Source organism: Allobosea sp. NPDC055332 (assembly GCF_053645455.1).
On the sequence record NZ_JBSHMO010000007.1, the window covers coordinates 18,515 to 39,048 of the forward strand.

A 20,534-nucleotide genomic window follows, 5' to 3' on the forward strand; every position below is an offset into this window, starting at 1 on the left:
GGCGCTCAGTTGGCCGGCGCGATGTCCAGCATGGTCGAGCTGTAGAGCCCCATGCCGCGGATCTTCTCCGGCATCACGATGCGCTTGCCATAGGCGAGGCTCTGCACCGGCTGGTAGATCGGCGCGAACGGGTACTGCGACAGCACGTACTCATGGTACCTGGTGAAGTTCGCAACGCGCTCGTCCCAGCTCTTCGACTTGTTCATGGCGATGTCGTTGAGGCGCTCCGCCTCGGGATCGTTGAACATCGAGACGTTGGGATAGCCGGCCCGCTTGGCAGCGAAGAACCAGTCGACGATGTCGGCATTGGTCCACTGATAGGCGCGGATCGCGAGCTGGTGCTCGGTCTTCTTGCGGTATTGCGCATTGATCGAGCCGGCGTCGATGATGCTGATCTCGGCCTGCATGCCGACCGCCTTGAGCTGGGCCTGGACGATCTCGACGAGGCGCTTGAACTCGGTGCCGTTCTGGGTCCAGAGCTTGACCGCGAGGCGCTTGCCGTCCTTGGCGCGGATGCCGTCCGGACCCGGCTTCCAGCCGGCCTCGTCGAACAGCTTCTTCGCGCGCTCGGGATCATAGGCAATCCTGAATTTCGGCTCGACCTGCGCCTCCTTGAGCGAGGAGATCAGGAAGCTGTCGGCGACAGCACCGTTGCCGCCATAGAGGCTGGTCAGGATCTCCTTCTGGTTGACGGCGAAGGCAGCCGCCTCGCGGACCTTGATGTCGGTGAAGGGTTCGACGCTGGTGTTGATCGGCATGTAGACCAGCTCGTTGCCCGGGAAGGTCACGAGCTTCACCGCCTTGTCGGCCTGGATGCGCGGCAGGAAATCGGTGGGGACGTTGACGAGCATGTCGGCGCCGCCGGTCTTCAATTCGAGATAGGCGGTCGATTCCTCGCCGATCTCGCGGAAGGTCAGCTTCTTGAACTTGGCCGGACCCTGGTTCTTCGAGAGATCGCCGGCCCAGGCGTAGTCGTCATTGCGCAGCAGCACGGTCTGCTGGCCGACGGTGAACTGCTGCATCCTGTAGGGCCCTGTGCCGATCGCCTCGGTCACGCCGAACTTGTCGCCGAGCGCCTCGTAGGATTTGGGCTCGGGAATGCACATGAAGGAGCTGGCGAGGTTGAACAGCAGGTTCGGGTCGGGGTGCTTCATGTGGAAGCGCACGGTCAGGTCGTCGACGACCTCGACCTTGTCGATCGCCTCGACCGTGAAGGCGTTCTCGCTGCCCTTGAACTGCGGCACCCACCAGGCAACGGTCTTCGCGTTGAACGGCTCGCCATTGTGGAACTTCACGCCGGGCTTCAGCTTGAAGGTCCATAGCATGCCGTCGGGACTGGAGTCCCATGAGCTGGCGAGCTGGCCATGGAAGCTCTGGTCGGCATCCTGCACCACCAGCCGGTCGAAGATCAGTGTCGTCGCGGTGTTGAGCTTGGTCGCCTTGATCGGATTATAGGTCGGCGCGCCGACGAGGCGCGCGGTCATCACGAAGGTCGCCTCCTGCGCCAGCGCCGTCGTCGTCGTGGCCAGGGCGGCAAGACCCAGCGCCAGCATGCTCCCCTTCAACATCGTCCTCATCTCGCTTCCCCTTTTGTTTCGAGATGCTGCGAAAGACCTGGAAGCCTCAGTCGAGCGGGCCTGAGGCGTCACCGGCATGGCCGGTGAAGCGGCCGTAGAGCTCCGCCATCCGGTTAAGGCGCGCCTCGACCTGCGGACCGAGCTCGACGAAGACCGCATTGATCAGGAGGTTGCTGAGGCTCGCCATCTGCGCGGTCGAGTCCCAGAACAGGTTGAATTCTGTCGAGACGACCAGCACCTCGTCGACCAGCCCTCGCCCCCAATCGCAGAAGGCGTCGGTGACGAGCGTGGTCGGGATGCCGGCGTCCTTCGCCTGCCGGGCCAGCAGCTTGGCCATGCGCGAATAGCGGCATGCCTCGAAGATCACCAGGCAGCGCTCCGCTTCGTTCGAGAGCAGGAGCTCCGAGAAGTTCCCGGCGGCAAGATCGACGAGATGCACGCCGTCGCGCAGATACTGAAGCTGGTTGGCAAGGTATTGCGCGAGGCCACGCTCGGTCTGGAAGCCGGTGACATAGATCGACGAGGCGCTCGCCAGCCGGCGCGCCACGCGCTTCCAGTCCTCGCTCTGGGCGAGCTCGTAGAGGCGGACGAGCCCGGCGATCTCGAGCTGGAGGCTGCGCGCCAGCTGGTCGTCGCCCGCGAGGCTGCGCTGCTGGAAATCACGCAATCGGTCGCTGATCAGCCAGGGCTTGTCGCCGATCTCCTCGGCGAGGCTGCCCTTCAGGTCCTTCAGGCTCCTGTAGCCGAGCGTGCGGCAGAAGCGCCCGACCGTCGGCTCGCTGACCGAGACCTTCTCCGCCAGGCTCGCCGCCGTCTCGAAAGGCAGGCTCGGCAACTGCGCCAGCATATAGCTCGCCAGCGCCTTGTCGGCCTTGGAGCCGTCGGCGAGGCAAGCCTGCAATCTCTGGCGAAGGGTCTGGGACATCGAGGCTCCCTGCGGCAGCATCATGAAGAAATTTTTCTGTCATTGTGTCAAAGGATTTTTATTTTCTTGCAATTTGACAGGCGATGGGGCTGGCTGCCGATGTGCTCGCTTCGAGCTTTGGAGACGGGCTTGCCCAGGCGATGACCACTGCAGGACGACAGGCCGATGTGATCGTGCTCGGAGCCGGTATCGTCGGTGTCAGCGTCGCGCTGCATCTGCAGGAGCGCGGCCGCAACGTCCTGCTGATCGACCGCGGCGAGCCGGGCGCCGAGACCAGCCATGGCAATGCCGGACTGATCGAGCGCTCCTCGGTCGTGCCCTATGCCTTTCCGCGCAGCCTCGCGACACTCGTAGCCTTCGCCTCGAACCGCTCGGTCGCGGTGCGCTATCGGCCAACGGCCCTGCTGCGGATGGCCCCCTGGCTGGCGCGCTACTGGTGGAACTCCGCTCCCGAACGGCTCGACCGGCTGGGGCGTGCCATTTTGCCGTTGATCGAGCGCTGCATCGACGAACACAGACATTGGAGCAAGGCAGCAGGGACCGAGGCCCTGATGCGCGGCGAGGGCTGGATCGAGCTCTACCGCACCCGCCGCGGCCTGCAGGAGGCCACGGAGGCAGCTGAGGAGCTCGCAGCCCATGGCCTCGCCTACGACCTCCTCGACGCTGCAACGCTCCAGAAGCGCGAGCCGGGCCTGCTGCCGGGCGCAGTCGTCGGCGCCGTGCATTGGCGCGATCCGGTCACCGTCAGTGATCCCGGCGCGGTGACACGGGCCTATGCCGCCCTCTTCACCGCGCGTGGCGGCCGGCTGCTGCGAGGCGATGCCGGCGCTTTGCAGCATGACGGCGCGATCTGGCGCCTACCCGCGAATGGCGAAAACTGGCAGGCGCCGGAAGCCGTGGTCGCACTGGGGCCGTGGTCGAACGACCTCGTCGAACGGCTCGGCTATCGCTTTCCGCTCGGCTTCAAGCGCGGCTACCACATGCACTACGCAATCGCGGATGAAGCCATACCGCAGCACCCGCTCTGCGATGCGCAGGCCGGCTTCGTGCTGACCCGGATGGAGCGCGGCATCCGCCTGACCACAGGCATCGAGCTCGCGGCGCGCGACGAACCTTCGGATTCCTGGCAGCTCGACCAAGCCGAGCGCATCGCGCGACGGATCATGCCGCTGGGCCATCGCCTCGATGCCGAACCATGGCGCGGCGCCCGCCCCTGCCTGCCGGACATGCTGCCGATCATCGGCCCGGCGCCCCGGCACGGCGGATTATGGTTCGCCTTTGGCCACGCCCATCACGGCTTCACGCTCGGCCCTGCGAGCGGCCGGCTGCTGGCGGAAATGATGTCCGGTCAGGTGCCGTTCTGCGATCCCGGGCCGTTCGCGGCCAGCCGCTTCTAGCCCCGGCGATCTGGGCCGCGCATCGCCGGATACCTGTCAGGATTGATCTTCATCTCTCGGGATGGTTATGTCCGATCATGCGATTTCGGTCCGCCATCCGGGGCCTGACCCTGCGACTTAGCCGCCCGGCGCTGTGAGCGCGCCGGGGTTCAAAGGCCTGTCCATCGCATGACGGCGCAGCAAGGTCCCGAGCAGGCCTGACGCCGCATCCTTCGCAAGGGTTTTGCCATGACCACGATGCCGATTTCCAAATACCGCGCCTATGCGCCGGTCAACCTGCCCGATCGCCGCTGGCCGTCGCAGGTGCTGACCAAGGCGCCGATCTGGTGCTCCGTCGATCTGCGCGACGGCAACCAGGCGCTGATCGAGCCGATGGGCGTCGATCGCAAGAACCGCATGTTCAACCTCCTGGTGAAGCTGGGGTTCAAGGAGATCGAGGTCGCCTTCCCTGCCGCATCCCAGACCGACTTCGACTTCGTCCGCTCGATCATCGAGAGCGGCGCGATCCCCGACGATGTCGCGATCCAGGTGCTGACCCAGTGTCGCTCCGAATTGATCGAGCGCACCTTCGAGGCTGTGAAGGGGGCGAAGAACGTCATCCTGCACTTCTACAACTCGACCTCGACCCTGCAGCGCGACGTCGTCTTCCGCTCCGACAGGGCCGGAATCATCAAGATCGCGACCGATGCGGCCGCCCAGATCAAGGCCCTGGCCGCGCAGGCGCCCGAGACCAACTTCACCTTCGAATATTCGCCGGAAAGCTTCACCGGCACCGAGCTCGACTACGCCCTGGAGATCTGCGAGGCGGTCAAGGCGGTGATCAAGCCGACGCCGCAGAAGAAGCTGATCCTCAACCTGCCCGCGACTGTCGAGATGGCGACGCCCAATGTCCATGCCGACCAGTTCGAATGGTTCGGCCGCAACATCTCCGACCGCGACAGCGTGCTGCTCTCGATCCACCCGCATAACGACCGCGGCACGGCGGTTGCGGCTGCCGAGCTCGCGCTGATGGCCGGCGCCGACCGCGTCGAGGGCACGCTGTTCGGCAATGGCGAACGCACCGGCAATGTCGACATCGTCACCATGGCGCTGAACCTGTTCACGCAAGGGGTCGATCCCGAGCTCGACCTGCGCGATGTCAACGAGATCCGCAGCATCGCCGAATACTGCACGCAGCTGCCGGTGCATGAGCGCCACCCTTACGTCGGGGAGCTCGTCTATACCGCCTTCTCCGGCTCGCATCAGGACGCGATCAAGAAGGGCTTCGATGCGCAGGAAAAGCGCAACGACCCGCTCTTCCAGGTGCCCTACCTGCCGATCGACCCCAAGGATGTCGGCCGCGACTATGAGGCGGTGATCCGGATCAACTCGCAATCCGGCAAGGGCGGCATCGCCTACATCCTGCAGGCCGATCACGGCCTCGACCTGCCGCGCCCGCTGCAGATCGCCTTCTCCAAGATCGCCCAGGAGCAGATGGACGAGGAGGGCAAGGAGCTGACCAGCGCCGTGCTCTGGTCGCTGTTCAGCAAGACCTACCTCTTGAGCGACGCCCCGCTGGAACTGCTCGCCCACAAGACCTATCCGGGCGCGCAGGGCTCGCGCACGCTGACGGCGGAGCTGAAGCAGGACGGCGCGATCCGCACGATCGAGGGGGTCGGCAACGGCCCGATCGACGCCTTCGTCGACGCGTTGAAGACGACGTATGGCGTCGAATTCTCCTTCCTCGATTATCACGAGCACGCGGTCGGCCGCGGCGCCAATGCCACCGCCGCCTGCTATGTCCAGCTCCAGGACGAGAAGGGACGGGCCGTGCACGGCGTCGGCATCGACCCGAATATCGTCATGGCCTCGCTGAAAGCCGTGCTCAGCGGCATGCAGCGGGTAATGGCCGGGCAGCAGGGCTGAAGGTCCACTGTCTTTCCCGGGCAGGCCGAAGGCCTGAGCCCGGAATCCAGAGCCACAGGTGCTTCACGAATGAGCGGGGCGGGTGCCACCTCTTTCGGAGGCGGCATCGGTTCTGGGTTCCGGGCCCTTCGCTTTGCGAAGTCCCGGAATGACGGTGCGGTTCCCCACTACTCCCCGACGGCCTTGCGACGTAGGGCCGGCTCGGCATTGCGCCAGCCGAGCGCTGGTGCGACCAGCGCGACGAAATCGCCGATGATCTGGCGATAGTCCGCGATCGAGAAGTTGTAGGGCAGCTCCAGCCGCAGCGTATCGACCAGCGGCAGGACCGGATCGGCCGCCAGCCGCTCGATGATCTCGGCCGCCGTGCCGACGAGATCGGGCGTGAACAGCGTCCGGCGCTCGCCTTGCGGCGCGAGCGTGCGCGCATGCCGGCTTTGCGCATAGTCGCGATAACGCTGGCGCGTCGCAGCGTCGGCGCTGTCGAGCGGTACGATCACGCGGCCGACCGCGACTTTTGGCTCGCCCGCGCCACGCCAATGAGCGCGGAACGTCTCGATATGGCGGCGCTGCGCGACGAAGAAATCGTCGGTCTCCTCACCGGTATTGAGATTGCCGACGAGCAACTGGAAGCCGTTCTCGCCGGCCCAGCGGGCCGAGCGCAGCGAGCCGCCGCCATACCAGAGCCTCTGACGCAGACCCGGTGCATGCGGACGCAGCCGCGGGCGATGCTCGCCGGCGGCGGAGGTGATGCGGCTGTCGGCATCGCCGAGCCAGTCGCCGTCGAGATTCCTGGCGAGGCGGGCGACGCGGGCATGCGAGAAATCGTAGGTCGCAGGATCGGAATCGAAGAAGCGCTCGCCCAGCAACTTGCCGAAGGGCGGCGGCCCGGCGCTCAGGCCGACATTCAGCCGCCCGCCGGAAAGCACGTCGACCAGCGAGAGGTCCTCGGCCAGCCGGAACGGATTCTCGTAGCCGATCTGGATCACGGCGGTGCCGAGCCCGATCCGGCTGGTGCGCTGGGATGCGGCGGCGAGGAAGGTCGCCGCCGAGGACACGCCGGGCTCGAGATGGCGCTGGCGCACCCAGGCGCTGTCGAAGCCGAGCGCCTCGCCATGCTCGAAAAGCGCGAGCGTCTCCTCAAGGCCGGCGCGCGGATCGGCGTCGTCGTAGTTGCCCGGGGTCAGGAAGGCGATGTGCCGGATGGCGAGCTTGGACATGGCGCTTCTTCAGTATTTCGGCAGGCCGGGCGGGTTGGTCTCGGAGCGGTCGAGCGCCTCTTCCTCCAGGCTCCAGCGCGCCAGCGATGCCTTGAACTTGCCGTTGGCGATCAGCCCGTTGGTAGCGACGGTCAGCGCATCGACCAGACCGCTGCCCTTGCGCGTGGTGATCGCGACGTCCGACTTCAGCGGCCAGCCGGCGCTGAGCGTGCCGACGCGCCTGATGTCCTTGTCCCGCGCCGCGATGAAGACGAGCTGGGCATGCGGCTGGACGATGACGTCGACGCGGCCCGAGCGCAGCGCGACGAGGCGGCCAGCCTCGTCGTCGAAGAGCTGCAGCTCGATCGGCTTCAGGCCGGCGGCGACGTTCTGCTTGCTCCATTCGACCAGGATGCGCTCCTGATTGGTGCCACCGCCGACGCTGATCTTGAGGCCAGCCGCATCCTTCGGCTCGCTGATCGCGGTGACCTTGCTGTCGGCCCTGACGAAGAAGCCGTGCAGCCCCTTGCGATAGGTCGAGAAGTCGAACTTCTCCTTGCGCTGCTCGGTGACGCCGACATTGGAAATGACCGCATCGTACTTGCCGGAGGCGAGCCCGAGCGGCCAGTCGGCCCAGGCGATCGGCTGGAAATCGAGCTTGAGGCCGAGGCTGTCGGCGATCAGCTGGGCGAAATCGGCGTCGGCACCGACCACGGTCTTGGCGTCGGTGGCATAGGTCGCGAGCGGCGGCCCGCCAGGGCTGACCGCCACGGTGAGCACGCCGGGCGTCGCGAATTTGAAGCCCTTCGGGATGGCGGCGATCGCTTCCGGCTGCTTCTCGGCGCGGACCCTGCCAGGCTGCTCCGGCCCGAGATCGAACGGCGCCTGAGCCTTGACCGGGCCCTGGGCCAGGGTGATCGCGGCCAGGCCGCCGAGGAGAAGCGCCGACAGGGCGCGCACTCGCGATATCATCGTCTTTCGTCTTTCCTGGAGAGTTGAGGCCGCAATCGCCGGCCCTCGGGCTCGTTGGCGACCGTGGGCTCGGCAGTCAGAGGACCTTGGCGAGGAATTCGCGGGTGCGGGGATGGTCGGGCTCGGCCAGGACGCGGGCCGGCGGGCCGACTTCGAGGATGCGGCCGGCTTCCATGAACACGACCTCGTCGGCGACCTCGCGTGCGAAGCCGATCTCGTGGGTCACGATGACCAGCGTCGTGCCGGAGCGGGCGAGCTCCTTGATGACGTCAAGCACCTCGTTGACGAGCTCGGGATCGAGCGCCGAAGTCGGCTCGTCGAAGAGCAGGACCTTCGGTTTCAGGGCGAGCGCCCGGGCGATCGCGACGCGCTGCTGCTGGCCGCCGGAGAGCTGGCGCGGATAGGCGTCGACCTTGTCGGCGAGGCCGACGCGGGCGAGCAGCTCGCCCGCCTCGGCCAGCGCCTGCTCGCGGCTGACGCCCCGCACCGCGAGCGGCGCCTCGATGACGTTCTCGATCGCGGTCAGATGCGGGAACAGGTTGAAGCTCTGGAAGACCATGCCGACATCGAGGCGGCGCTTCAGGATCTCGCGCTCCTTGAGCTCGTAGAGCGTGTCGCCGTCCTGACGGTAGCCGATCAGCTCGCCGTCGATGGCGATGAAGCCCTGATCGACGCGTTCGAGATGGTTGATCGAGCGCAGCAGCGTCGACTTGCCCGAGCCGGACTGGCCGATGATCGCGGTGACACTGCCCGGCCGCAGCGCCAGGCTGACATCGTCGAGCACCTTGAGCGGGCCGAAGCTCTTCGAGACATTGCTGATGCGGATCTCGCCGCCGCTGCGTTGCAGGCTCGCCAGCGAAGGAGCCACCACGGCGGATGAACTCGGCTGGGCCAGCGCCGCCTCGGTACGCCGCGCCGCGGCGACATCACGCGAACGGCCAAAGCGCGCCAGTGCCAGGCCGATCAGCGAAGGCGGCGGATTGCGCAGTGCGCCACGCGAGTAATAGCGCTCGATATGATGCTGGACAAAGGACAGTACGCTCAGGATGACGAGGTACCAGACCGTCGCCACCATCAGCAGCGGGATCACCTCGAGATTGCGCCGGTAGATGATCTGGATGGTGTAGAACAGCTCCGGCAGGGCCAGGATGTAGACTTGGCTGGTGCCCTTCGCGAGCAGGATGATCTCGTTGAAGCCATTGGGGAGGATGGTGCGCATCGCCTGCGGCAGCACGATCCGCGAGAACTGGCGGTAACGCGGCAGGCCGAGTGCGGCCGCAGCCTCATGCTGGCCCTGGTCGACCGAGAGGATGCCGCCGCGCACGATCTCTGAGGAGAATGCGCCGGCGTGCAAAGTGAGCCCGAGCACCGCCGCGAAGAACGGCGTGATCAACTGCGTCGTCGACCATGAGGCGAAGGTGATGTCCGTGAACGGAACGCCGAGCCAGACCGTCGAATAGAGATAGCCGAGATTGTTGAGGATCAGCAGTAGCACGATCAGCGGGATCGAGCGGAACAGCCAGACATAAGCCCAGGACAGCGAGGCCAGCAGCGGCGAGCCCGAGACACGCGCCAAAGCGAGGCCGGTGCCGAGCAGGAAGCCGAGCACCGTGCCGAGCAGGGTGAGCAGCAGCGTGCGCGCGAGGCCCGCCAGCACCGGCTCGGAGAAAAACCATTCGGCGAAGACATCCCAGCCCCAGCGTGGATTCGACAGGATCGAGTTCGCGACAGCGAAGATGACGACGACCGCGAAGGCCGTGCCGATCGTCCGGGCCGGGTAGCGCGCCGGAACGATCTTGTAGCGGCTGAAATCGCGTGTCGGCGGGGTGCTGCGGGCGTGCGCGGGCAGGCCCGCCAGATCGCTGGCGAGGGTCATGGCTGGAATTCGTCCCCTTGATGCTTGCGAAGCGGCGCGATCAGGCGGCGCTGAGTGGCAGTTGCTCGGCGGGCGGGCGCGGCCGATAGGCCGCAACCGCCAGATCCTTCTCGAATGCGAGCTTCTTGTAGATCTCGGGATCGACCGCAGGGTCGAAGAGCGGCGTGTAGCCGGTGTTGAGGTAGAGATCCCTCGCCTCGGGCTGGCGGAAGCCCGTGGTCAGGAAGATCTTGCTATAACCCTGGCGCACCGCCTGCGCCTCCAGCTCCTCGACGACGCGGCGGGCGAGGCCTTGGCGGCGGAAGGCCGTGTCGGTCCAGATCCGCTTCAGCTCGGCCGTCTGCTCGTCATGGCGCTTGAAGGCGCCGCCGGCGATGGCGCGCCCGTCGCGCAGCAGCAGGACGAAATTGCCGTCGGGCGGAGCGAACAGCGAAGCCGGATAGCGACTCATCTCGGCGCCCGGTTCTTCGCCGAAATAATTACCGTAGCGGGTGGCGTATTCCCAGGTGAGCTGCTCGACGAGGGGCTCGGCGAGCGGGTCGAGGGGCGTGGTGTAGAGGAACTGGTCGGACATGGCGGGAAGCCTCTCCGTTGCAGGATCTAGACGAGGAAGGTGCGGGCGAGGCGAACCCAGAAGCTCGCGGCGGGGGCGATGATGCCGTCATCGAAATCGTAGGCGGGGCTGTGCAGCGGGGCGCTGTCGCCATTGCCGACGAAGAGATAGCTGCCGGGCCGGGCTTCGAGCAGGAAGGCGAAATCCTCGCTCGCCATGCGCGGCTTGAAGTCAGGTTCGATCTTCGCCGCGCCAAAGGCGGCAAGCGCGACCTCGCGGGCGAGCTGTGTTTCCGCGACATGATTGGTCAGTGGCGGGAAGCCGCGGTGATAACTGGTCTCGGCCACAGCGCCGAAGCTTTCTGCCTGGGCTCGCGCCAGCGCCGGAATGCGCTCCTCCAGTTGCGCTCGCACCGCCAGGTCGAAGCTGCGGATCGTCAACTTCAGCTCGACGGCATCGGGAATGACGTTCGAGGCTTCGCCGCCATGGATCGAGCCGACAGTGACGACGGCAGCCTGGCGCGGGTCGACATTGCGCGAGACGATACTCTGCAGCGCCAGCACGAGACTGGATGCGGCGACGACCGGATCGACCGTCTCATGCGGCGAAGCACCGTGCCCGCCCTTGCCGACGATGCGGATGATGGCCTTGTCGACCGCCGCCATCGCCGGCCCCTCGACGAAGCCGAACTGGCCTGATGGCACGCCCGGCCAGTTGTGCAGGCCGAAGACGGCGTCGCAGGGGAAGCGCTCGAACAGCCCTTCAGACAGGAGCTTGCGCGCTCCGGCGCCGATCTCCTCGGCCGGCTGAAAGATCAAAGTGAGTGTGCCGGAGAAATCGCGCTCGGCTAGCCGCCTGGCCGCCGCCAGCAGGATCGCGGTATGGCCGTCATGGCCGCAGGCATGCATGACGCCGGCGGTCGCGCTGGCGTAAGGGAGGCTGGTCTGCTCGGCGATCGGCAGCGCGTCCATGTCGGCGCGCAGGCCGAGCCGGCGCGCGCCATCGCCCTTGCGCAACTGCCCGACCACGCCGGTGCCGGCGAGCCCGGTCGAGACCTCGTAGCCATAGCTCGCCAGCCGCTCGGCCACGATCGCGCTGGTGCGGGTCTCGCGAAAGGCGAGCTCGGGATGCCGGTGCAGGTCGTGCCGCAGCGCGACGAACTCCTCGATCGAGGCGGCGATGCCGGGATCGATGCCGGCGCCAGCGATGGGGGCGTGGACGGTCATGCGATCGGCTCAGCCCGCCTTGCGCGGCACGGATGAAGGAGCTGGACGCGCATAACGGCTCTCGCGGCGCGGCAGGCCGAGATGGTCGCGCAAGGTCGAACCCGGCAGGTTGCGATCGTAGACGCCGCGCGCCTCCAGCTCGGGGATGACCAGCTCGACGAAATCGTCGAGGCCCTGCCCGATCACCGGGAAACCGAGGATGAAGCCATCGGCGGCCTGCTTCTCGACGCGCTCGATCAGGATATCGGCGATCTCTTGGACGGAGCCGATCAGGTCGGCGCGCGGAGTCGCCGCCTCCAGCGCCGCCTCGCGCAGCGTCTGGCGCTTCAGGGCGGCGGTGCGCTTGATCCGGTCGGTGGTCGAGCGGAAGCTGTTCTTGCCGATATCGCCAAGCTCCGGGAACGGCGCATCGAGCGGATAGGCACTGAAGTCGTGATGGTCGAAGAAGCGGCCGAGATAGGCGAGCGCGTCATCGATCGAGACGAGATCGCGAATCGCCTGGTATTTGTCCTCGGCCTCCTGCCGGGTGCGCCCGACGATCGGCCCGGCGCTCGGGAAGATCTTGACGTCGTCGGCCAGCCGGCCCTGCGCGATCGCGCTGGTCTTGATGCTGCGATAGAAGGCTTGCCCCTCCTCCAGCGAGACATGGTTGGCGAAGACCGCATCGGCATGGCGACCAGCAAGTCCGATGCCGGCATCGGAAGCGCCGGCCTGGAACAGCACCGGCTGGCCCTGCGGCGAGCGCTGGATGTTGAGCGGGCCCTCGACCTGGAAGAAGCGGCCCTTGTAGCCGAGGGTATGCAGCTTCTCGCGATCGAAGAAGCGGCCGGCCTCGCGATCACGGACGAAGGCGTCGTCGTCCCAGGAATCCCAGAGGCCCTTGGCGATATCGAGATATTCATGCGCGATCTCGTAGCGCAGTGAATGCTCGGGATGCGGGCGGCCGTAATTGCGGCCGGAACCCTCCAGCGGCGAAGTGACGGCATTCCAACCGGCGCGCCCGCCCGAGATCAGGTCGAGCGAGGCGAATTGCCGGGCGATGGTGAAAGGGTCGCTATAGGAGGTCGAGACCGTGCCGACGAGGCCGAGCTTCTTCGTCGCCGTCGCCAGCGCCGAGAGGATGGTCAGCGGCTCGAAGCGGTTGAGGAAATGCGGGATCGACTTCTCGTTGATGTAGAGCCCGTCGGCGACGAAGGCGAAGGCGATGCCGTTCTCCTCGGCCTTGCGGGCGTTGCGGATGAAGAAGTCGAGATTGACGCTGGCATCAGGCGGATTGCTCGGGTGGCGCCAGGCGTTCATGTGGCTGCCGGGGCCCTGCAGCATCAGGCCGAAAGTGAGACGGGTCTTGCTCATGGATGTCTCCTGTCGGCTCAGGCGGCCAGCGCCGGCGCGTCGCCGGCGAGCAGCGTAATCGAGGCGAGGCGCTGGGCGGTCGCGGCGGCCGGGGTATCGATGACGAATTCGGCGATGCCGAAGCGCGCCGAGAGCGCATCGAGCTCGCGCCGGACGTCCTCGGCGGTGCCGGACAGGATGCTCGGGCGGCGGATTTCGGTGGTGAAGGAGGCGGCCCCGGCCTGGCGGGCGAATTCGGCCGCCTGCTCCTCGCTGCCGAGATTGACGCTCTGGCCGTTGTCGAGCGTCAGCCTGACCACCCGCAACGGATCGGTCAGCGCCCGCGCCTCCTCGGCTGTCGCGGCGGCGAGGGCGGCGAGGCCGAACAGCGGCGGATGCTTGGCACCGACCTTGGCATAGGCATCCAGGCTGGCCTCGATCGCCTTGGGATCGCCATTGAGCTGGCCGGCGAAGACGAAGCGCCAGCCGCGCTCGGCCGCGAGCCTTGCGCTATCCGGGCTGGCACCGAGCAGGAAGCGCTCCACTGGCGCAGGCGGCTTCGGCAGGGCTTGCGCGCCGGCAAGCGGATCATCCGCATCGAGCGAACCCGAAAGGAAGCCATCGATCTCCGCCAGCAGCGCCTCGAAGGAGCGAGCGCCCTTGGGATCGTGCTGGACGCGCAACGCCCTGGTCGAGAGCGGCAAGCCGCCCGGCGCCTTGCCGATGCCGAGATCGATGCGATCCGGTGCCAGCGCCGCGAGCAGATTGAAGGTCTCGGCGACCTTGTAGGGGCTGTAATGCTGCAGGAGCACGCCGCCGGAGCCGATGCGGATGCGGCGCGTGCGGGCGACCAGATGCGCCACCAGTATCTCTGGCGCCGAGCTGGCGAGGCCGGGAAAGCCGTGATGCTCGGCGAGCCAGAAACGGCGATAGCCCAGCCGCTCGGCGGCCTGCGCCAGGCCGATCGTGCGCTGCAGGGCATCGACCGCGCTCTCGCCGTCGAGGATCGGGCTCTTGTCGAGCAGGCTGAGGGAATAGGCCATGGGATGTCTCGCCGGGATCAGATGCCGCGCAGGCCGCAGGCCGTGCGCGCCTCCTCGGCCATCCAGCCGAGGCGCTCGTAATCGCCGCGCCAGTAGACCAGCGCCGCGTCGTCACCGCCGAGCCTGACCTCGCGCACCCGGCCGATGACGATGGCGTGCGAATGCCGCTCGATCAGCTCCTCGACCTCGCAGTCGAGCGCAGCCAAAGCGCCTTCGAGCAACGGCGCGCCGGTGACGCCTTGCGTCCAGCTCGCTCCGGCATAGCGGGCCGGGCCCTTCTCGCCGCCGCGGCCGGCGAAGCGATCGGCGATCTGCTTTTGCGTCGCGTTGAGGAAATTGACGCCGAAGCTGCGATGGCGCGCGAGCACCGGAAAGCTCGATGACCCCAGGTTGAGCCCGAACATCACCGTCGGCGGTTCGGCGGAGAGCGACGAGAGCGAGGTGACGGTGAGGCCGGTGCGATCGGCGCCCTGACCGGTCGTGATCACACTGACCCCGCCGGCGAGATGGCGCAGCGCCGCCCGGAAGCTGGGCGCCTCGGCTTGCGCCGTCGCAGTCCGGCCGAACGAACGGGGCGCCGCGGATGCTGGAGTGACGAGCGAGACGACAGTCATGAAGGCCTCGGCTGGCGGGAGGACGCAGCGAGGCGCGCGTCGTCAGGGAACGACGCTCCGGCCGGGCAAGCCGGCACGCTGACGCTGCTAGGAAGCGATAGGTCCTGCGGTCAGGCCGCAGGACGAAAGATCAGGAACACCGCGGCAGATTGCTGGAGCGTTCAGACTCTGAAGTATTACCCGGTTTCATCGACGTGCCTCCGTGCCCGGAGCCCACGATGTCATCGTGGTGCTTTTAGCATTGTTGACGCGGTGCAAGCTGCTCCAGCAAATCCCGCGACCGGGCGCAGCCATCGGCGCTCGATACTGACATTCTTCCTGCTGAAACCAGCAGGGTCAATGAAATGTCTTTTCAAAGATGCGGCCAGCGGGAGGCGGAAGCGCTCGCCTCCGGCCTCCGGCGCGGCAGGTTTCTACTCTGCCGGCGCTCAGGCCGCAGCGGTGCTGCGCTGGCGGAACAGGCGCCAGGCCGGCGTCAGCAGGATCGCGGCGCTGAGCAGGGCCAGGATGATCGCGATCGGCGTCGAGACCAGCGCCGAGGCGTTGCCGCCGGAGATGGTCAGCGCGAGGCGCAGCTGGCTTTCCACCATCGGACCGAGCAGCAGGCCGAGCACGATCGGCGCGCTCGGATAGTCGAGCCGCTCCAGCACATAGCCGATAAGCCCGACGCCGAGCAGTACCCAGAGGTCGAACAGCGAGTTGTTGACCGAATAGACGCCGATGGTGACGAAGAGCAGGATAACCGGAGCGAGCACAATGCGCGGCAGACGCAGTACCTGGCCGAAGATGCGTGTCGCCGCCAGGCCGCCGACGATGGCGAGCAGGAAGGACGTCACCAGGAACTGCAGCATGAAGCCGTAGACGATGTCCGGATGCTCGCGGAAGAGCTGCGGGCCGGGCCGCAGGCCGTGCACGAGCAGGCCGCCGAGGATGACGGCAGCGACGCCGGAGCCGGGGATGCCGAGCGCCAGCGCCGGGATCAGCGAGGCCGCATTGTCGGCACCGTTGCCGCATTCGGAGGCGGCGACGCCCTCGGGATTGCCATGGCCGAAGGTCTCAGGATTGCGGGCGACGCGCTTGGCCTCGTTATAGGCGAGGAAGGACGACATGCTGCCGCCTGCACCGGGCAGGATGCCGATGATGATGCCGATGATCGAAGAGCGGATCCAGACCGGTGTGAAGAAGCGCCATTGGCTCAGCGCCGAGCCTTGGCGGTGCAGCTTGAGCTTGTCGCCGCTCATGCCGGTCTTCATCGCTTCCTCGACGATCTGCAACACCGGCGGCACGGCGAAGAGCCCGGTCAGCAGCACGATCGCGCTGAAGCCGTCGAGCAGATCGAGCTGGCCGAAAGTGAAGCGCTCGGTGCCATTCGAGATGTCCTGGCCGACCGCGCCGATCAGGAGGCCGATGCCGCAGGCGATCAACCCCTTCGGCAGATCATCGCCGAGCAGGGAGGAGACGGTGGCGAGACCGAGAATGCCGAGCCAGAAATATTCGATCGGCCCGAAGAGCAGGCTGAACGAGACCAGAGGCGGCGAAAGCAGGATCAGCGAGATCGAAGAGAGCACGCTGCCGATCACGCCCGAGAGCAACGCGACCTGCAACGCATAGGCCGCTTGCCCCTTCTGGGTCATATTGTAGCCGTCGAGCACGGTCGCGACCGAGGCCGGGGTGCCCGGCACGCGCATCAGGATCGCGGGAATAGCGCCGCCATAGGAGCCGCCATTGTACATGCCGGCCATCATGCCGAGCGCAAAGAGCGGATCGAGCCCGAAGGTCAGCGGGATCAGCACGGCAAGGCCGGTGACAACGGTCAGCCCCGGCAGGCAGCCGACGACGAGACCGGCGATCAGGCCGATGAACATGGCGAGGATGTTCATCGGGGCGAAGACGAGCGGGAGCGCGTGCAGCAGGGCGTCGATCATCTGAGCTTCGCCAGCAGGGGTGAGAGGAGGTCTTCCGGGATCGGCCGGCCGAGCGCGTAGACGAAGATCAGCAGGATCGAGACGACGCAGACCAGCCCGACCACGGCCGCGAGGCCCCAGCGCCGAAAGCCTACTGCCGCCGGCAGGAGCACGCAGAGCGCCAGGCTCGGCAGGATGAAGCCGATCAGGCTGACCGCGGCGAAATAGGCGACAAGCGCCGCGACACCGATGCCGAGGCGCGGGCCGTGCTGGGCAAAGGCGCCGAGCGTCGGATTGCCGCGCTGGCGGCGCAGGATCTCGCGCATCGCGATCCACAGGCCCAGCACCGCCATGCCTGCCGCGATCGCGACCGGATAGGCGGCGCTTTCGACCGGATAGCGCGACGCCGTCGCGATGACCGCGATGGAGACCGCGACGAGCGCGAACGCGAAGGCGATCTCGATCGGGCTGCGCGAGCGGCCTTCGGTCACGGCCGGCCCAGCGGCGTCCGTCACTTCCACGGCGTCGCCTTCCAGGTCGCCTCGAGATCGGTGCTGGCGCGGTCGAGGAAGGTCCTGAAGTCGTTCGAGGCGAGATATTGCAGCGGAATCTCGGCCTTCTTGGCGGCGTCGAGATATTCCGGATCCTTCAGCGCCTGGTCGATAGCCTTCTCCAGCTTGGCGACGACATCGGCCGGCACGCCCTTGGGTGCGGCGATGCCGCGCGAGGCGCCGACGACGACATCATAGCCGGCTTCGCGGAAGGTCGGGGCGTCCGGGAGGTAAGCGGAGCGCTCGGCACTCATCACGCCGATCACCTTGATATTGCCCTCGCGGGCGATCTGAAGGGCTTCGCTCAGGTTCATCGTCGCGGCCGGGACGTGACCGCCGAGCACGGCCTGACGGACCGGGGCGGTGCCGCCGAAGAAGGCCGGGGTGAACTTGGTGTCGGCGAGGCGCTGGAAGTTCAGGAGCGCGATGTGCTCGGAGGAGCCGCTGGCGCCGGAGGTGCCGATGACGAGCGGCGTCGACGCCTTCTTGGCCGCGTCGATCAGGTCCTTCAGAGAGCCATAGGAGCTGGACTTCGGCACGACGAGGACCCCGGGGTCGTAGACCAGATTGGCGATCGGCTGCAGGTCGCCCATCTTGAACTTGGTCTTGCCCTCGACGACGAGCGCGTTGATGGCCGGTGCGTTGATGAAGCCGATCGTGTAGCCGTCGGGCTTGCCCTGCGCGACCGCGGTCCAGCCGATCTCGCCTCCGGCGCCAGGCTTGTTGATCACGCCGATGCGGGCGCTGCCGCCGAGATATTTCTCCATGTAGCGGGCGATCGAACGGGCGGCGACGTCGGTGCCGCCGCCGGGCGCGAAGGCGACGATCATCTCGATCGGCTTCTCCGGATAGTCGGCACGGGCCGCGCCGGTCATGAGGAGCGCGGCTCCGAGGCTGGCTGCGATCGACAGGCGCTTGATCATCGAGGCACTCCTTCAGGAGGTGGAAGCGGAGAGGTCGGCAGGCAGGGCGTCGGCATCTTTCCATTCGTCGCCGAGCAATTCGGGCGTGTCATAGGCGACGAGCGAGCGGTAATGCGCTTCGCGATCGGCGACGAAGAGGGCGCGGGCGATGCCACGGCCGAGCCGGTCGGCACCGGCGCTCACGGCAGGGATGTCACCGGAGAGCTTTCCATGGCTCAGCATCGCCGGGTAGTTGAAGCAGTGGATGCGTGCCAGCGCCGGACAAGTGCCAGGCTGTTTCTCCTGGAACTCGAAGGAGGGGCCGAGATCGGGGGCGCTTTCGAGCTCGGGATTGTCGATCCCCTCCGGAACGTAGCGATCCTTCCAGAAGCGGATGAAGGGCGCGACCGCAGCGAGTTCCGGGCGCTCGCCGAGATCGACCGAGAAGCCGGTGGCGAAGATCAGGAAGTCGATTGTGTAGCTGCCCTTCGGCGTCGTCAGCGCCAGAGCGCCGTCCTTCTCAGTTAGATCAAGGATCGGGCTGCCGAGATGGAAGCGGGCATTGGCATGGCGCGAGACGCGCAAGGTCGAGTCGCGCGGCGGCGGCGTCTGCGCCTTCAGCGCATAGTCGAAGAAGCGCCATTTCCATTCATCCGGCAGGCCGGCGACGCCGTGGACGACGCCCTGGCTGCCGATGCCCGTGAACTTGTTGATGCGCGGCAGTTCCTTGCGGCGCACGAACAGGTCGAGGCTGACGACGCCCTGCTCCAGCGCAGTCGCGGCATTGTCCATGGCCGAGGCACCGGCCCCGACGACACCAACGCGCTTGTCTTTCAACGCGGCGAAGTCGATTTCGTCGGCGCTGTGCGCCCAGTAACGGCGATCGATCGTCTCTGCGATCGGCGGCACCCAGGAGGCACCGAGCCCATCGCGGCCGGTGGCGAGCACGAGATGCCTGGCAAAGATCGTGCGCGAGCCCTCCGCATCCGAGACCGTCAGCGCCAGCAGATCGCCTTGCGGTACGACCGCATCGACCGACACGCCGTTCTCGACCGGCAGGTTCAGGACCTTCCGGTACCAGGCGAGATAGCCCATCCACAGCGGCCGCGGGATCTTGCCGAGAGCATCCCAGGCGACGCGGCCATACTGCGCCTCGTACCAGGCCCGGAAGGTCAGGGCTGGCAAGCCGAGTGCCGGGCCGGCGAGCTGCTTCGGCGAGCGCAGCGTCTCCATTCGCGCATAGGTCACCCAGGGGCCTTCGCGGCCGGCGGGCGCGCGGTCCAAGAGGACGATGTTCGAAAGGCCGAGGCCCTTGAGCGCCCCGGCGGCGGCAAGGCCGCACATGCCGGCGCCAACGATCACGACGTCGTGGACGCGCTGGCCTTCGTGCTCGCGCGCCGGCACCCAGTCCTTGGCCGGCCATTCCAGCCAGTCGAGGTCCTGACGCAGGCGCTGTTCCAGCGCAGGCAGACCGGTCGCGACGGGAGAGACGGCGTTCATGCCACGCCTCGGACCGGCTTGTCGGGGAACGGGCCGAACACATCCGCAACCAGCCGCTCGCGCGCGCCCGGCGGATGTTTGATGAAACCGGGCAGGGTTTCGCGGGACAGCGTCTCCAGAGCCGCGATCAGCCCGTCGACCAGAGGCGTCGACGGGCGGCCATAGGGCGTCACCACACCCCAGAGGAAGGAGATCGGCACGTCGAGCTTGCGGATCGCGACGCCTTCGAGCGGCATGCCGTAGGCGATGACCGGCTCGAGGATGGCGATGCCGAGCCCGGCGCGGGCCGCCATCAGTGCGGTATTCGAGGTATTGGCGTCGAGGATCGCGGCAGGGCGGACACCGACCCGCTCGAGCGCTGCGTCGACGCGCCGGCGCCAGCGGAAAGGATTGGCCATGGCGATCAGTCGGCGGTCGGCAACCGCGGCGAGCGGGATCGTCTCGGCCTCTGCAAGCGGATCATCGGCACGCACCGCCGCGACGCAGGGCGCCTCGCCGATCCAGTGGATCTCCAGCGCCGGATGATCGACCGGCAGGCTGGTGACGCCGATCTCGGCGACATGGGTCGCGACCGACTGGACGACCTGTTCGGCCAGCGCTGTCCGGATATGGACCTGTTCGGGCAAGGCCTCCTCGCCGAGCCGCGCCAAAGCCGCCGGCAACATGCCGGCGGCGAAGGAGGCGATCGAGGCGATTTCGAGGGAGCGCGGCTTGTCGGCGGCGATCGCTGCAGCCCGCTCGCGCAGGTGTCGGAGCCAGGCGATGACCGGCTCGACCTCCTGATGGAAGCGCAGGCCCTGCTCGGTCGGCGTTACCCGCGGGCCGGCGCGGTGCAGCACGCTGAAGCCGAGCGCCTCCTCAAGCTCCTGGATCTGCCGGGTCAGCGCCGGCTGCGAGCGGCCGAGCAGCTTGGCGCCGCCGGTGATGCTGCCGGCGGAGAAGACTGCGGCGAAGGCTTCGAGCTGGCGCAGGTCCATGCGTTCGCGTGCCGGATCATTATTCCTAAACTGGATGATAGATCGTAGTTGATGCAGGTCAAGCATGAAGCGTAGGCTGTACCG

At 67.1% G+C, this 20,534-nt stretch carries 17 protein-coding genes; 2 read left to right on the forward strand and 15 right to left on the reverse strand.

Annotated elements, in window-relative coordinates; all coding sequences use genetic code 11:
- Window positions 1–5 precede the first annotated feature (5 nt).
- Complete coding sequence (locus ACWIGM_RS30265) at window positions 6–1,577, reverse strand: ABC transporter substrate-binding protein (protein WP_454029693.1); 1,572 nt, start codon at window positions 1,575–1,577, stop codon at window positions 6–8.
- Window positions 1,578–1,623: 46 nt separating this feature from the next.
- Complete coding sequence (locus ACWIGM_RS30270; protein WP_454029694.1) at window positions 1,624–2,502, reverse strand: MurR/RpiR family transcriptional regulator; 879 nt, start codon at window positions 2,500–2,502, stop codon at window positions 1,624–1,626.
- Between the two features lie 140 nt (window positions 2,503–2,642).
- On the opposite strand from ACWIGM_RS30270, the gene ACWIGM_RS30275 reads away from it, so the two are divergent.
- Both ACWIGM_RS30275 and leuA read left to right on the forward strand, forming a co-directional pair.
- Window positions 2,643–3,899 carry an NAD(P)/FAD-dependent oxidoreductase gene (locus ACWIGM_RS30275; RefSeq protein ID WP_454029829.1) on the forward strand — a complete coding sequence of 419 codons (1,257 nt, stop codon included), beginning with the start codon at window positions 2,643–2,645 and terminating at the stop codon, window positions 3,897–3,899.
- A gap of 237 nt (window positions 3,900–4,136) precedes the next feature.
- Window positions 4,137–5,804, forward strand: a complete 1,668-nt coding sequence (gene leuA, locus ACWIGM_RS30280) for a 2-isopropylmalate synthase (RefSeq protein ID WP_454029830.1) — start codon at window positions 4,137–4,139, stop codon at window positions 5,802–5,804.
- A 167-nt stretch (window positions 5,805–5,971) separates the two neighbouring features.
- Here leuA and ACWIGM_RS30285 read toward each other — a convergent pair whose 3' ends face one another.
- The 13 genes from ACWIGM_RS30285 to ACWIGM_RS30345 all read right to left on the reverse strand — a co-directional run bounded on the left by ACWIGM_RS30285 (window position 5,972) and on the right by ACWIGM_RS30345 (window position 20,450).
- Window positions 5,972–7,021, reverse strand: a complete 1,050-nt coding sequence (locus ACWIGM_RS30285) for an LLM class flavin-dependent oxidoreductase (RefSeq protein WP_454029695.1) — start codon at window positions 7,019–7,021, stop codon at window positions 5,972–5,974.
- Window positions 7,022–7,030: 9 nt separating this feature from the next.
- Window positions 7,031–7,972, reverse strand: a complete 942-nt coding sequence (locus tag ACWIGM_RS30290; protein WP_454029696.1) for an ABC transporter substrate-binding protein — start codon at window positions 7,970–7,972, stop codon at window positions 7,031–7,033.
- A 76-nt stretch (window positions 7,973–8,048) separates the two neighbouring features.
- On the reverse strand, window positions 8,049–9,848 hold the full coding sequence (locus tag ACWIGM_RS30295) for an amino acid ABC transporter permease/ATP-binding protein (protein WP_454029697.1): 1,800 nt from the start codon (window positions 9,846–9,848) through the stop codon (window positions 8,049–8,051).
- A gap of 40 nt (window positions 9,849–9,888) precedes the next feature.
- A complete protein-coding gene (locus tag ACWIGM_RS30300) occupies window positions 9,889–10,422 on the reverse strand; it encodes a GNAT family N-acetyltransferase (protein WP_454029698.1) in 534 nt (177 codons plus the stop codon).
- 26 nt (window positions 10,423–10,448) lie between these two features.
- Window positions 10,449–11,627, reverse strand: coding sequence for a M20 aminoacylase family protein (locus ACWIGM_RS30305; protein ID WP_454029699.1), 1,179 nt, complete (start codon window positions 11,625–11,627; stop codon window positions 10,449–10,451).
- Between the two features lie 9 nt (window positions 11,628–11,636).
- Entirely contained in the window at window positions 11,637–12,980 is a 1,344-nt protein-coding gene (locus ACWIGM_RS30310) for an LLM class flavin-dependent oxidoreductase (RefSeq protein WP_454029700.1), read from the reverse strand.
- Between the two features lie 17 nt (window positions 12,981–12,997).
- On the reverse strand, window positions 12,998–14,002 hold the full coding sequence (locus tag ACWIGM_RS30315) for an MsnO8 family LLM class oxidoreductase (RefSeq protein WP_454029701.1): 1,005 nt from the start codon (window positions 14,000–14,002) through the stop codon (window positions 12,998–13,000).
- Window positions 14,003–14,019: 17 nt separating this feature from the next.
- Window positions 14,020–14,616: a flavin reductase family protein gene (locus ACWIGM_RS30320; protein WP_454029702.1), complete on the reverse strand. Its 597-nt coding sequence runs from the start codon at window positions 14,614–14,616 to the stop codon at window positions 14,020–14,022.
- A 428-nt stretch (window positions 14,617–15,044) separates the two neighbouring features.
- Window positions 15,045–16,541 carry a tripartite tricarboxylate transporter permease gene (locus ACWIGM_RS30325; protein WP_454029703.1) on the reverse strand — a complete coding sequence of 499 codons (1,497 nt, stop codon included), beginning with the start codon at window positions 16,539–16,541 and terminating at the stop codon, window positions 15,045–15,047.
- The gene (locus ACWIGM_RS30330; RefSeq protein ID WP_454029704.1) at window positions 16,538–17,041 is read right to left on the reverse strand and encodes a tripartite tricarboxylate transporter TctB family protein; all 504 of its coding nucleotides are present in this window, start codon (window positions 17,039–17,041) and stop codon (window positions 16,538–16,540) included. The genes ACWIGM_RS30325 and ACWIGM_RS30330 overlap by 4 nt, the downstream gene beginning before the upstream one ends.
- The gene (locus tag ACWIGM_RS30335) at window positions 17,032–17,994 is read right to left on the reverse strand and encodes a Bug family tripartite tricarboxylate transporter substrate binding protein (RefSeq protein ID WP_454029705.1); all 963 of its coding nucleotides are present in this window, start codon (window positions 17,992–17,994) and stop codon (window positions 17,032–17,034) included. Before ACWIGM_RS30335 ends, ACWIGM_RS30330 begins: the two co-directional genes overlap by 10 nt.
- Window positions 17,995–18,006: 12 nt before the next feature.
- Window positions 18,007–19,473: an NAD(P)-binding domain-containing protein gene (locus ACWIGM_RS30340; RefSeq protein WP_454029706.1), complete on the reverse strand. Its 1,467-nt coding sequence runs from the start codon at window positions 19,471–19,473 to the stop codon at window positions 18,007–18,009.
- On the reverse strand, window positions 19,470–20,450 hold the full coding sequence (locus tag ACWIGM_RS30345) for a LysR family transcriptional regulator (RefSeq protein WP_454029707.1): 981 nt from the start codon (window positions 20,448–20,450) through the stop codon (window positions 19,470–19,472). The genes ACWIGM_RS30340 and ACWIGM_RS30345 overlap by 4 nt, the downstream gene beginning before the upstream one ends.
- Window positions 20,451–20,534: the final 84 nt, after the last annotated feature.

Bases quoted from the DNA above. Each gene is read 5' to 3' on its own strand.
- ACWIGM_RS30295 (WP_454029697.1), bottom strand. From the start codon at position 9,848: ATGACCCTCGCCAGCGATCTGGCGGGCCTGCCCGCGCACGCCCGCAGC.
- ACWIGM_RS30290 (WP_454029696.1), bottom strand. From the start codon at position 7,972: ATGATATCGCGAGTGCGCGCCCTGTCGGCGCTTCTCCTCGGCGGCCTG.
- ACWIGM_RS30275 (WP_454029829.1), top strand. From the start codon at position 2,643: ATGACCACTGCAGGACGACAGGCCGATGTGATCGTGCTCGGAGCCGGT.
- ACWIGM_RS30310 (WP_454029700.1), bottom strand. From the start codon at position 12,980: ATGAGCAAGACCCGTCTCACTTTCGGCCTGATGCTGCAGGGCCCCGGC.
- ACWIGM_RS30300 (WP_454029698.1), bottom strand. From the start codon at position 10,422: ATGTCCGACCAGTTCCTCTACACCACGCCCCTCGACCCGCTCGCCGAG.
- leuA (WP_454029830.1), top strand. From the start codon at position 4,137: ATGCCGATTTCCAAATACCGCGCCTATGCGCCGGTCAACCTGCCCGAT.
- ACWIGM_RS30265 (WP_454029693.1), bottom strand. From the start codon at position 1,577: ATGAGGACGATGTTGAAGGGGAGCATGCTGGCGCTGGGTCTTGCCGCC.
- ACWIGM_RS30340 (WP_454029706.1), bottom strand. From the start codon at position 19,473: ATGAACGCCGTCTCTCCCGTCGCGACCGGTCTGCCTGCGCTGGAACAG.
- ACWIGM_RS30285 (WP_454029695.1), bottom strand. From the start codon at position 7,021: ATGTCCAAGCTCGCCATCCGGCACATCGCCTTCCTGACCCCGGGCAAC.
- ACWIGM_RS30315 (WP_454029701.1), bottom strand. From the start codon at position 14,002: ATGGCCTATTCCCTCAGCCTGCTCGACAAGAGCCCGATCCTCGACGGC.
- ACWIGM_RS30325 (WP_454029703.1), bottom strand. From the start codon at position 16,541: ATGATCGACGCCCTGCTGCACGCGCTCCCGCTCGTCTTCGCCCCGATG.
- ACWIGM_RS30335 (WP_454029705.1), bottom strand. From the start codon at position 17,994: ATGATCAAGCGCCTGTCGATCGCAGCCAGCCTCGGAGCCGCGCTCCTC.
- ACWIGM_RS30320 (WP_454029702.1), bottom strand. From the start codon at position 14,616: ATGACTGTCGTCTCGCTCGTCACTCCAGCATCCGCGGCGCCCCGTTCG.
- ACWIGM_RS30305 (WP_454029699.1), bottom strand. From the start codon at position 11,627: ATGACCGTCCACGCCCCCATCGCTGGCGCCGGCATCGATCCCGGCATC.
- ACWIGM_RS30270 (WP_454029694.1), bottom strand. From the start codon at position 2,502: ATGTCCCAGACCCTTCGCCAGAGATTGCAGGCTTGCCTCGCCGACGGC.
- ACWIGM_RS30345 (WP_454029707.1), bottom strand. From the start codon at position 20,450: ATGGACCTGCGCCAGCTCGAAGCCTTCGCCGCAGTCTTCTCCGCCGGC.